Source organism: Streptomyces sp. S6 (genome assembly GCF_054880855.1).
The window spans coordinates 1-11,648 of the sequence record NZ_JBTYMC010000218.1; the positions used below are offsets into that span (position 1 = coordinate 1).

An 11,648-nucleotide genomic window follows, 5' to 3' on the forward strand; every position below is an offset into this window, starting at 1 on the left:
TCCAGGGCGTCCACGACGAGTTCGGCGCGGTGGTGATCGGCCATGGCATAGCCGACGACCTCGCGGGTGGCCAGGTCCAGCCAGCAGGCGAGGTAGAGCCAGCCCTCGGCCCGCTCCAGCAACCCCACCGGCAGCCGCTCCAGAACGTCCGCCACGCGCGCGTGCCCCTCGAACACCCGCCCCGAGCCCAGGACATCGGTCCACCGCCCCGGCGGCAGGGGCAGCAGCGTTTCCCGCCAGCCGCCCGTCTCCGCGAGCCCCAGGGGCAGCCGGGTCGCCACCGCGACGACCGCGCCGGAGCGCGCGTACGCCAGACAGTGGGCTGCGGCCTCGCCGCGCGCGGGGAGCGGGGTGTACGTCGCCGACGTGCCGAACACCTCGGGTCGGCGGCGGCGCAGCCGGAGGGCGGCGGTCGTGAGGGCGGCTTTCTCGTCCGGGGAAGGGGCGGTCGGCGGGAAGTGGGCGGGGCGGCGGTTGTCGGGGTCGACCAGGGCCCGGTACTCGGTCTCGGTGCCCTGGTAGACGTCCGGGACGCCCGGCATCGTGAGGTGGAGCAGGGCCGTGCCGAGGACGTTCGCCCGGATGTGCGGGGCGAGGGCCTCCCGCGCGGCGAGGACCTGTTCCGCCCTCGCCGAGGCCACCTCGACGAACGCCTCCACGGCCGCCTCGTACGCCGCGTCCCGCTCCGTCCAGCTCGTGTGCAGCTTGGCCTCACGGACGTGCTTCAGCAGGGGCTCCCGCAGGCGCGCGGGGTCGGCCTCCCCGAGTCCGAACACCGTCTGCCACAGCGCCCACGCGAACGGCCCGTCCGGGAACCGGGGCAGCCCGGCGACGAGTTCGGCCCACCGCGCGGGGCACTCGGTCAGCACGGCGAGCGCGGCGCGGACGTCGGCGCTGCGCTTCGTGTCGTGCGTCGAGACGGCCGTCCCCGTCGCCGGCCAGTCGCGCTGCACGCGTGCGCAGTACGCGTGGAACTCCTGCGGGGAGACGGTGGGGGCGCCCGGGTCGCCGCCCACCTCCGTCGCCGACAGCAGCGGGACGTACCGGTAGAACGCCGTGTCCTCCACGGACTTGGCACGCAGCGCGGAGGACGTCTGGGCGAACCGGGCACGCAGTTCGGCGCCGTGGGGACGGGGGCGGACGAGCAGGTCCCGGACGACGTCGACGGCGCCGGCCTCCTCCGGCACGGTGAACGCCTCGCGCGCCTGCCGGGCGGCCTCCTCGGTGAGGACGGACGCCGGGTCCGTCGAGGCGTAGGGGCGGTAGACGTCCATGCGGACCAGGAGTTCGGTGAGGGCGGTGCGCAGGGCCCAGGGGGCGCGGTCGCGGGCGGCGGGGTCGGGGGAGGCGGCGCAGGCGCGGACGGCCGTGCGTGTCAGGCGGTCGAGTTCGGCGGCGAGTTCGTGCGTCAGGGTCGGGTACGCGGCCCGCCTGACGGTCGCCGCCCAGTCGCCCCCCTGATCGCCCTGTACGCCCGTCTGACGCCGGTACACGGCCAGGAGGCTCTCGTACCCCGCCGGGTCCGTGAGAACGCCGTCCACGTGCCGTAGCGCGTCGTAGCCGGTCGTCCCCGCCACCGGCCAGGAGCGGGGGAGAGGTTCGCCGGCCGCCAGGATCTTCTCGACGACCGTCCACCGGCCGCCCGTCGCGCGGTGCAGCCGGTCCAGGTAGGCGTCCGGGTCGGCGAGGCCGTCGGGGTGGTCGACGCGCAGGCCGTCCAGGACACCGTCGTCCAGGAGGCGCAGGAGCGTGCCGTGGGTGGCGTCGAAGACCTCCGGGTCCTCCACGCGGACCCCGATCAGCTCCGAGACGCTGAAGAACCGCCGGTAGTTCAGCTCCGTGCGCGCCAGCCGCCACCAGGTGAGCCGGTACCACTGCGCGTCCAGCAGGTCCGGCAGCGGCAGGCGGGCGGTGCCGTCGCGCAGCGGCAGGACGTGGCCGTGGTACCGCAGCGTGCCGTCCTCCACGGCCAACTGCTCCAGGACGTCGCCCACCGGACCCCCGAGCACCGGCACGAGCATCCGTCCGCCGCCCGCCTCCCAGTCCACGTCGAACCACCGCGCGTACGGCGACCCCGGGCCCTCCCGCAGCACCTCCCACAGCGCACGGTTGTGCCTCGGCGCCATCGCCATGTGGTTCGGCACGACATCCGCGACCAGCCCGAGCCCCCGCGCCCGCGCGGCGCCCGCCAGTTCCCGCAGCCCCTCTTCCCCGCCCAACTCGCCCCGCACGCACGCGTGGTCCACCACGTCGTACCCGTGCACCGACCCCGGCACCGCCTCCAGCACCGGCGACAGATGCAGATGCGACACCCCCAGGGACGCCAGGTGGGGCACCGCCCGCGCGGCGTCCGCGAACGTGAACGCGGGCTGGAGCTGGAGTCGGTAGGTGGCGGTGGGGACGGGGTGTCGAGGGGTCATGTGGAGGGTGGTACCCGGGGGAGGGGGGTTGTGTACCGGGGGCCCGCGGGTCGGCGAGACCCGGAGGGCCCCGGGAACCCCCGCGCTACGCCGGACGTTGCAACACCACCACGCTCCGGTCGAGCAGGTGGAGGCGGTCGCCGGCGGTCACCTTGGGGCCGGTGCCGGGTGGGGGCGGGGTGGGGTGGGCGGTGTCGATGACCAGGTGCCAGAGGGGGCCGTGGTCGACCGGGACGGTGAAGTCGAGGGGAGCGGGGGAGGGGTTGAACATGAGGAGGAAGGAGTCGTCGGTGATGCGTTCGCCGCGGGAGCCCGGTTCGGAGATGGCGTGGCCGTTCAGGAAGACCGTGAGGGCCGAGGCGGTTGCCGAGGTCCAGTCGCGGTCGGTCATCTCCAGGCCCTCCGGGGTGAACCAGGCGATGTCGGAGAGGTCGTCGTGAGTGCCCTCCACGGGCCGCCCGTGGAAGAAGCGGCGCCGCCGGAAGACGGGGTGCTCCCGGCGCAGCCACACCAGCGCGCGCGTGAAGGCGAACAGCTCGCCGGCGTCCTCCGGGTCCGGCCAGTGCACCCAGGACAGCTCGCCGTCCTGGCAGTAGGCGTTGTTGTTGCCCCCCTGGGTGCGCCCGAACTCGTCGCCGTGACTGAGCATCGGCACCCCCTGGGACAGCATCAGGGTCGCGACGAAATTGCGGGTCTGGCGGGCGCGCAGGCGCAGCACCTCGGGGTCGTCGGTGTCGCCCTCGACCCCGCAGTTCCAGGACCGGTTGTGGCTCTCGCCGTCCCGGTTGCCCTCCCCGTTCGCCTCGTTGTGCTTCTCGTCGTACGACACCAGGTCCCGCAGCGTGAACCCGTCGTGGCAGGTCACGAAGTTGACGGAGGCCAGCGGGCGGCGCCCGTCGTCCTGGTAGAGGTCGGAGGAGCCGGTCAGCCGGGACGCGAACTCCGCGAGCGTGCGCGGCTCACCCCGCCACAGGTCGCGCACGGTGTCGCGGTACTTGCCGTTCCACTCGGTCCACAGCGGCGGGAAGTTCCCCACCTGGTAGCCGCCCTCGCCGACGTCCCACGGCTCGGCGATCAGCTTCACCTGCGAGACCACCGGGTCCTGCTGCACGAGGTCGAAGAACGACGACAGCCGGTCCACCTCGTGGAACTGCCGCGCGAGGGTCGCCGCGAGGTCGAAGCGGAACCCGTCGACATGCATCTCGGTCACCCAGTACCGCAGCGAATCCATGATCATCTGCAACACGTGCGGGGACCGCATCAGCAGCGAGTTCCCGGTGCCCGTGGTGTCCGTGTAGTACCGCCGGTCGTCCGCCAGCCGGTAGTAACTCCCGTTGTCGAGGCCCCGGAACGACAGCGTCGGCCCCAGGTGGTTGCCCTCGGCGGTGTGGTTGTAGACGACGTCCAGGATCACCTCGATGCCCGCCTCGTGCAGCGCGCGCACCGCCGACTTGAACTCCAGGACCTGCTGCCCCCGGTCGCCCCAGGAGGCGTACGCGTTGTGCGGGGCGAAGAAACCGACCGTGTTGTAGCCCCAGTAGTTGCGCATCCCGAGGTCGGAGAGCCGGTGGTCGTTCACGAACTGATGCACCGGCATCAGCTCCAGCGCCGTCACCCCGAGCTTCGTCAGATGCCCGATCACCGCCGGGTGCGCGAGCCCCGCGTACGTGCCGCGCAGCTCCGGCGGCAGCTCCGGGTGGAGCATCGTCAGGCCCTTCACATGGGCCTCGTAGATCACCGTGTGGTGGTAGTCGACGCGCGGCGGCCGGTCGTCGCCCCAGTCGAAGTACGGGTTCACCACGACGGACGACATGGTGTGCGGCGCGGAGTCCAGGTCGTTGCGCCCCTCCGGGTCGTCGAAGGGGTAGCCGTACACCTCCTCGCCCCAGCGCACCTCTCCGGCGACCGCGCGCGCGTACGGGTCGAGGAGCAGCTTCGCGGAGTTGCAGCGCAGCCCGCGCGCGGGCTCGTACGGGCCGTGCACGCGGAAGCCGTAGCGCTGACCGGGCATCACCCCGGGCAGGTACGCGTGCCGGACGAACGCGTCGGTCTCGCGCAGTTCCACCGCCGTCTCGGAGCCGTCGTCGTGCAGCAGACACAGCTCCACTCGGTCCGCGGCCTCCGTGAAGAGCGCGAAGTTCGTGCCGGCGCCGTCGTACGTGGCACCCAGGGGATACGCCTGTCCAGGCCAGACCTGCATGGGACGACTCTTCCAGGTGTGGGACGTGTGGTTTGTACGACCGTAGGGCGAACCGGGGTCCGTCCAGTTGTCCAACTCGCTCCGACCGCATGCGAAAGGGGTCACGTTCATGACTCCCTTCACTTCCTCCCCCTCCGAGGTGTGATGGATTCAAGGCGGTCGGCAACGACCCTGTCCATCCGGCTGCACCTTCGACCGCTCCCGGAGTACCCTTCCTTGATCGTTGGGACGGGGAAGCTCGGGGGAGCGGAAGGCGGTGCTTGGGTGGGCTCGGGAGGGCTGGAGCTGCCCCCTGGTGACGAGGGTCACGAGGGAGGCTCCGCAGACGCCCCGCCCGGCGCGGTGTCGCTGGCCAGACCCATGGACGCGGGGGCCATCGGACCGGAGCTGGACTGGGACGCCGACGCCTGGGGCGAGGTGCGCACCCGCGCCCAGCGCGCGGGCCGGGCCTACATCTGGCTGAACCTCGTCGAACAACGGCTGCGGGCCGTCGTCTCGGCGGTCCTGCGGCCGGTGTACGAACCCGTCCACGGCGACGAGTGGGTCGTCGCCGCCGCCGGGCCCGCCGGGCAGGAGTGGGTGCAGCGCGCGGTGGCCGTCCGGGAGGTCAGCCGCCGCAAGGGCTATCTCCTCGACCCGGCTGACGACAACGTCATCTCGTTCCTGACGCTCCCGCAGCTGCGCGAGCTGATGGTCCAGCACTGGCCCTGTTTCGAGCCGTACTTCGACGAACGGCGCGACGTCGAACTCGCCCTGGACGAGCTGGAGGTCACCCGCAACGTCGTCTCCCGCAACCGGGCGCTGTCCGGGAACGTCCTCAGCCAGGCGGAGCGGGCCTCCGCGCGGCTCCTGGAGATGCTCGGCGCCAGCGGCGACGTGCCGTCCGCGCGCCGGCTGCCCGTGGACGCCGTGGAGGACCTCGTCGGCGACCGGTACGGGGACGTCGTCGCCGTCCACTCCGACCGGGTGCGGCTCATGCGGCAGTTCCCCGCCGAGGACCTCTTCGGGGGTGCCCGGCGGATCGACGCGATCGGCATCGGGCTCAACCTGCTCGTGCAGAACTTCTCCGGGCGCCGGCTCGTGCGGCTCGCCGAGGGCGGCGGGCGGGTGCGGCTGCTGTTCATCAACCCCGCCTCCAGCGCCGTCAAACGGCGGGAGCGGGAACTCGGCATCAAGCGCGGCGAGTTGAGCCGGGCCGTCGAGATGAACATCCTGCACATGCGCCGGGTCCGCGCCCGGCTGCGCGACCCCGGCGCCTTCCAGATCCAGGTGTACGACGAGACGCCCCGCTTCACCGCCTACCTCGTCGACGGCGACGGCGCCGACGGCATCGCGGTCGTCCAGTCGTATCTGCGGGGCATGCGCGGGATGGAGGCGCCGGTGCTGGTGCTGCGCGGCGGGAACCGGGTCGTGAAGGCGGGCGCGGCGGAGGAGGGCGGGCTGTTCCCGGCGTACCGGGAGGAGTTCGAGCTGGCCTGGGCGGATTCGCGGCCTGTGTCCTGAAAATGTCCGGTTGGTGCGGGGGATGTGGAAGGCGGACCTCCGATTGTCAGTGGCTCGTGGGAGGGTGGAGACCACTGGGGGAAAGCACCACCGAGAAGGGGGGCCTGCATGGCCTGGCACCAGGAGTTGATGATCGGGTTCGACCTGGAGACGACCGGGACGGATCCGCGGGAGGCGCGTATCGTCACCGCCGCCGTGATCGAGGTCGAGCGCGGAGAAGTGCGCGGGAGCCGGGAGTGGCTCGCCGACCCGGGCGTCGAGATCCCGGCGGACGCGGTCGCCGTCCACGGCATCAGCAACGAACGGGCGAGCAAGGAGGGCCGGCCGGCCGACGAGGTCGCTGGAGCCGTCGCCGACGCGCTGGTGAGCGCCTGGCAGGAAGGGGTCCCGGTCGTCGCCTACAACGCCACGTTCGACCTCACACTTCTGTCCGCCGAGCTCCACCGGCACGGACTGCCGTCCCTGCGCGAGCGGTTGGGCGGCGCCGAGCCCGCGCCCGTCGTCGACCCGTACACCATCGACCGGCACGTGGACCGCTACCGCCGCGGCAAGCGCAACCTCGAAGCCGTCTGCGCGGAGTACGGCATCCGGCTCGACTCGGCGCACGACGCGTCCGCCGACGCCCTCGCCGCGGCCCGCCTCGCCCACGCGATAGCCGGCCGCCACCCCAAGGTCGCCGCCCTCGGAACGGCCGAGCTGCACCGGCAGCAGATCGAGTGGTACGCGGAGTGGGCCGCCGATTTCCAGGCGTTTCTGCGGAGGAAGGGGGAGGCGGACGCTGTGGTGGACGGGGTGTGGCCGGTGCGGGAGGTGGTGACGCAGGAGGTGTGAGGGGCGGCGGGCGCGGGGGGTGCTCTTCCGAGGGGCGTGGGCGGGAGCGGGTCGCCGAGTGGCGTGTGGGGGGAAGAGGGCGCCGGTGGGAGAGGGGCGTTTCGGCGCGGGGCGCGGCCGGGTGGGGGTGTGTCGGGGAGCGAGGGTGGGGCGGGAGGGCTGCGGGGGGAGGCGAGCAGACGTCGGGGTCGACGCCCGCCGTCTCCATCGGGCGGGAGGGGGAGCGTGGGGAGGTGAGGGCGAGAGAGCCGGTGTGTGAGGTGCGGGCGGGGAGGGGCCGGTGTTCCGGAGTGGGAACGGCGGCGTTCTAGAACGGGTACCAGCGGACTGAGTCGTCGCCGTCGCGCAGTGAGGCCACCCGGCGGGTGAACTCGGTGAGGGCCTTGGGGTTGGTGGGGGCGTGCTGGGCGACCCACGCGCAGCTCGCGGTCTCCCGGGCGCCGCGCAGCACGGCACAGCCGGACCAGGTGCGGACGTCCCAGCCGTAGGCGTCGGTGAAGGCGTCGTACGCGGGGGTGGGGAGGGCGTAGCGGTCGTGGGAGAGGGCGAGGACGACGAGGTCGTGCTCGCGGAGGTCGGTGGAGAAGGTCTCCAGGTCGATGAGGACGGGACCGTCGGGGGTGATGTGGACGTTGCGGGGAAGGGCGTCACCGTGGATCGGGCCGGGCGTCAGGTGCGGGGTGAGGGCCGCCGACGCCGCCGCGAAACCGTCACGCCGTTCACGGAGGTAGGCCGCGTCCGCCGGGTCGATCGCGTCGCCCGCGAGCCGCAGCCAGCGCTCCACGCCGGACAGCAGATCGCGCGCGGGCAGCGTGAACGGCGGTGCGGGCAGGGCGTGCACGTGCCGCAGCAGCTCCGCCAGGTCACGCGGCTCGGCGGGCCGAACGGCGTCGGGGAGCCGGTGCCACACGGTCACCGGATGCCCGTCCACCAACGCCGCCTCCGCACCGGCCGCCCGCACCGCCGGCACCCCCTCCTTCGCCAGCCACTGCGCGACCTCGACCTCCCGCCGCGCCCGGTCGAGCAGTTCGGCGTCCCGGCCCACCTTGACGACCAGGTCACCGACCGCGAACACGGCGTTCTCGCCGAGCGCGAGGAGCGGCGCGTCCACCCCGCCCGCCCACTCCGTCAGGGCCAGCACCTCACGCGCGCGTGCCTCGTCCATCGACCTGCCTCCACCTCTCGCCGCGCGGCGGCCTGCCGCATCCTGCGTGTTCTCTTTGCGGGGCCGCTACAGGGCGCCCCGGCTTCGGGAACCCCCGGCTTCGGGAACCCCCGGCGTTGGGGACCTCCGGCTTAGGGACCCCGCGCACCCGCTCCCCGACCGCCACCGCGTCGGCGGGATCCGGCCACCCGCCGGGCCAGTGTCGCATTCCCACTGGTGAGGCCCCGCGCGCGGTGTCTTGACGGCGCCGGACGGCTTCACGAGCATGGCGGGGCCCGGCGGAAGGGGTCGCGTGTGAGGGCACGGCAGGGTGTGCTGGACCGGGGCGCGTGGTTTCTGGTGCTGCCCGCGCTGATCCCGATCCTGGTCCTGAGCGTCGGACCTCTGCTGTACGGAATCTCGCTGGCGTTCACCGACGCCCAGTCGGGCCGGACGCAGGCCACGCGGTGGATCGGAGGGCTCAACTTCCGGGATCTGCTGGACGACACGTTGTTCTGGGAGTCGTTCCGGATCGGCCTCGTGTGGGCCGTCGGCGTGACGGTCCCCCAGTTCCTCCTCGCGCTCGGCCTCGCCTCGCTGCTGAACCAGGGCCTGCGCTTCGGCCGGCTCGCCCGCACGCTGGCGATCGTGCCGTGGGCGATGCCCGAGGTCGTCGTCGGGATCATGTGGCGGCTCGTCTACCACCCGGACGCCGGCATCCTCAACGAGACGCTGCGCGACCTCGGCCTCGGGAACGGCAGGGACTGGCTCGGGGGGCTCGGGACGGCGTTGCCCGCGGTGATCGTCGTCGGGGTGTGGGCGGGGCTGCCGACGACGACGGTGGCGCTGCTCGCCGGCCTCCAGAACACCCCGCGCGAACTGCACGAGGCGGCGGAGGTGGACGGCGCGGGCGCCTGGCGCCGCTTCCGCACCGTCACCTGGCCCGCACTGCGGCCGGTCGCCCTCGCGATCACCGCGTTAAATTTTATTTGGAACTTCAACTCCTTCGCCTTGGTCTACGTCCTGACCAGCGGCGGACCCGGCGGACGCACCCGGCTGCCGATGCTGTTCGCCTACGAAGAGGCCTTCCGCTACGGCCAGTTCGGGTACGCGGCGGCGATGGGGTGCGTGATGGTGGCGGTGGTCGCGGTGTGCCTCTCGGTGTTCCTGGCGGGCCGGCTGGGGCGGGGTGACGAGGTATGAGACGGACTCAAAAACACACGCGGGCCGCGCAGTACGCCGCACTGCTCGGCTATCTCGTGTTCCTCGCCTTCCCGTTGCTGTGGCTGCTGTCCACCGCGTTCAAACCACCCCGGGAACTGGGCAGTTCACATCCGACGTGGATCCCCAGGGACCCGACCCTCGGCAACTTCCGGCAGGCGTTCGACGAACAGCCCCTCCTGCGCGCCGGGTTGAACTCCCTGCTGGTCGCGGCGGCAGCCGCACTGCTTGCCGTGCTCGTCGCCACCCCGATGGCGTACGTCCTCGCGCGGCGCCGGACGCGGCTCGCGCGGGCGGTGAGCGGATGGGTGGTGGTCAGCCAGGCGTTCCCGTTCGTGCTGCTGATCATCCCGCTGTTCCTGCTGCTGAAGCACCTGCGGCTGATCGACTCGCTCGCGGGGCTCGTGATCGTGTACGTGGTGTGGGCGTTGCCGTTCGCGCTGTGGATGCTCACCGGGTATGTCCGGGCCGTGCCGGCCGAGTTGGAGGAGGCGGCAGCCGTCGACGGGGCCGGGCGGCTGCGGACGCTCGTGTCGGTGACCGCGCCCCTGCTGGCGCCGGGGCTCGCGGCGACGGCGATGTTCGCGTTCGTCACCGCGTGGAACGAGTTCTTCTTCGCACTGGTGCTGTTGAAGACTCCGGAGCACCAGACGCTGCCGGTGATCCTCACGCACTTCATCGGCGCGGAGGGCGTCGCCGACCTAGGCCCGCTCGCCGCCGCCTCCTTCCTCGCGACCCTGCCGTCCCTGGTGGTGTTCGCGTTCGTCCAACGCCGGATCACCGGTGGGCTGTTGACGGGGGCGGTGAAGAGCTGATGCCGGTCCTTGTCGTGCTCCTGCTGGTGTTCCTGGCCGCCTGCTCGGCGGACACCTCCGACGACGACGGCGCCGGCCGGATCACCCTGCGCTTTCAGTCCCTCGCCTGGCAGGACGAGTCCGTCGCCGCCACCAGGGAACTCGTGAAGGAGTGGAACGCCACCCACCCCGACGTGAACGTCAAGTACGTCCAGGGGAGTTGGGAAAGCGTCCACGACCAGCTCCTCACGTCCTTCGAGGGAGGCGACGCCCCCGACATCATCCACGACGCCTCCGACGACCTCGCCGACTTCGCGTACGGCGGCTACCTCGCCGACCTGACCGGCCTCCTCCCCGCCCACCTCAAGTCCGACATCCCGTCCCGGAGTTGGGAGACGACCACCTTCGGCAAGGGCATCTACGGCATCCCCTTCCTCCAGGAACCCCGCGTCCTGATCGCCAACGCGAAGTGGCTGCGCGAGTCGGGCGTCCGCGTCCCGACTCCCCAGCACCCCTGGACCTGGGAAGAGTTCAGAAGCGTCACCCGACAACTCAGCGGCGACGGAAAGTCCGGCGTCGCCTGGCCCTTGCGCGAACCTGTCTCCGCCACCCTCAACCTGTCCCTCTCGGCAGGCGGCCGGCTCTTTCACCGGGGCGACGACGGCAGGGTCACCGTCCGCATGGGCGCCGCCGACACCGTCGTCCCGCAGACCATCCACGACCAGATCGGTGTCGATCACAGCGCAGCCGACTCCACGCTGGGCAGCGGGGGTTCGGACACGCTGCCCGGGTTGTTCGCGGGGAAGTACGCGATGGTCCCCCTCGGCTTCTCCTTCCGCCAGCAGATCTCCCAGCAGGCGCCGAAGGGTTTCGAGTGGCAGGTGCTGCCCGCGCCGGCCGGGGCCGCCGGGCTCGCTCAGGGTGTCAGCCCGCAGACGCTCTCCGTCGCCGAGGACAGCCCGCACAAGAAGGAGGCGGTCGCCTTCCTCGGCTTCCTCCTGCGCCCGCCGAACATGGTCCGCCTCGCCCTCGGCGACTGGATGCTCCCCACCGGGACGACGGCCCTGAAGGACCCCGCCCTGCACACGCCCGAGCACGGCTGGGCCACCGGCACCGCCCTCGCCCCCCACCTCGTCCCGGCGCCCGCGCAGTCGGTGCGCGGCTACCCGGAGTGGAAGGACAAGGTCGCCACCCCCGCCCTCCAGGAGTACTACAGCGGCGCCATCGGCCTCGACGGACTCCGCCGGCGCTTCGAGAAGGACGGGAACCTGGTGCTGGCGCGGTACCAGCGCTGAGCGCTCCGCCGGGCGTGCGGCGACGAGCCACAGATCAGACACGGTCCCGAGCCCCTTCGGGGCGCTGTCCGACGCCAGTGAACTTCACCGGGACCGCTGAAATCCCGTTGCCCGCGCGCGACGGCCCCTCTAGACGAGTCTTTCCAAATACGGTCAGTGGTCATAGGCGGTCAGTGAGCGGCTGACCGCCTGGCCGGTCTGGAAGTTGTGCCAGATCGCGGCGGCCAGGGCCAGCATGCG

Annotated in this window: 7 protein-coding genes and 1 pseudogene; 5 read left to right on the forward strand and 3 right to left on the reverse strand. The window is 72.3% G+C overall.

Translation table 11 applies throughout. The features are described 5' to 3' along the window. Nucleotides 1–104: 104 nt before the first annotated feature. Nucleotides 105–2,420 (reverse strand): annotated as a pseudogene (treY, locus tag ACVNF4_RS25115) (malto-oligosyltrehalose synthase); the annotation flags it as partial. A gap of 85 nt (nt 2,421–2,505) precedes the next feature. Next, nucleotides 2,506–4,620, reverse strand: a complete 2,115-nt coding sequence (gene glgX, locus ACVNF4_RS25120; RefSeq protein WP_461805143.1) for a glycogen debranching protein GlgX — start codon at nt 4,618–4,620, stop codon at nt 2,506–2,508. 264 nt (nt 4,621–4,884) lie between these two features. On the opposite strand from glgX, the gene ACVNF4_RS25125 reads away from it, so the two are divergent. Both ACVNF4_RS25125 and ACVNF4_RS25130 read left to right on the forward strand, forming a co-directional pair. Continuing rightward, nucleotides 4,885–6,123, forward strand: a complete 1,239-nt coding sequence (locus tag ACVNF4_RS25125; RefSeq protein ID WP_461805144.1) for an SAV2148 family HEPN domain-containing protein — start codon at nt 4,885–4,887, stop codon at nt 6,121–6,123. Between the two features lie 108 nt (nt 6,124–6,231). Further along, nucleotides 6,232–6,954, forward strand: coding sequence for an exonuclease domain-containing protein (locus ACVNF4_RS25130; RefSeq protein WP_461805145.1), 723 nt, complete (start codon nt 6,232–6,234; stop codon nt 6,952–6,954). Nucleotides 6,955–7,261: 307 nt separating this feature from the next. Here ACVNF4_RS25130 and ACVNF4_RS25135 read toward each other — a convergent pair whose 3' ends face one another. Next, the gene (locus ACVNF4_RS25135; RefSeq protein WP_461805146.1) at nt 7,262–8,119 is read right to left on the reverse strand and encodes a phosphotransferase enzyme family protein; all 858 of its coding nucleotides are present in this window, start codon (nt 8,117–8,119) and stop codon (nt 7,262–7,264) included. Between the two features lie 294 nt (nt 8,120–8,413). Here ACVNF4_RS25135 and ACVNF4_RS25140 point away from each other — a divergent pair, with 294 nt between their 5' ends. From ACVNF4_RS25140 to ACVNF4_RS25150, 3 genes are read left to right on the forward strand one after another with little or no spacing between them, the layout of a single operon-like run. Next, entirely contained in the window at nt 8,414–9,301 is an 888-nt protein-coding gene (locus ACVNF4_RS25140) for a carbohydrate ABC transporter permease (protein WP_461805147.1), read from the forward strand. Further along, a complete protein-coding gene (locus tag ACVNF4_RS25145) occupies nt 9,298–10,134 on the forward strand; it encodes a carbohydrate ABC transporter permease (RefSeq protein ID WP_461805148.1) in 837 nt (278 codons plus the stop codon). The genes ACVNF4_RS25140 and ACVNF4_RS25145 overlap by 4 nt, the downstream gene beginning before the upstream one ends. Then, nucleotides 10,134–11,408 (forward strand): ABC transporter substrate-binding protein, encoded by a 1,275-nt coding sequence (locus ACVNF4_RS25150; RefSeq protein ID WP_461805149.1) that lies wholly within the window; start codon nt 10,134–10,136, stop codon nt 11,406–11,408. The genes ACVNF4_RS25145 and ACVNF4_RS25150 overlap by 1 nt, the downstream gene beginning before the upstream one ends. Nucleotides 11,409–11,648: the final 240 nt, after the last annotated feature.

Bases quoted from the DNA above. Each gene is read 5' to 3' on its own strand.
- glgX (WP_461805143.1), bottom strand. From the start codon at position 4,620: ATGCAGGTCTGGCCTGGACAGGCGTATCCCCTGGGTGCCACGTACGAC.
- ACVNF4_RS25130 (WP_461805145.1), top strand. From the start codon at position 6,232: ATGGCCTGGCACCAGGAGTTGATGATCGGGTTCGACCTGGAGACGACC.
- ACVNF4_RS25135 (WP_461805146.1), bottom strand. From the start codon at position 8,119: ATGGACGAGGCACGCGCGCGTGAGGTGCTGGCCCTGACGGAGTGGGCG.
- ACVNF4_RS25145 (WP_461805148.1), top strand. From the start codon at position 9,298: ATGAGACGGACTCAAAAACACACGCGGGCCGCGCAGTACGCCGCACTG.
- ACVNF4_RS25150 (WP_461805149.1), top strand. From the start codon at position 10,134: ATGCCGGTCCTTGTCGTGCTCCTGCTGGTGTTCCTGGCCGCCTGCTCG.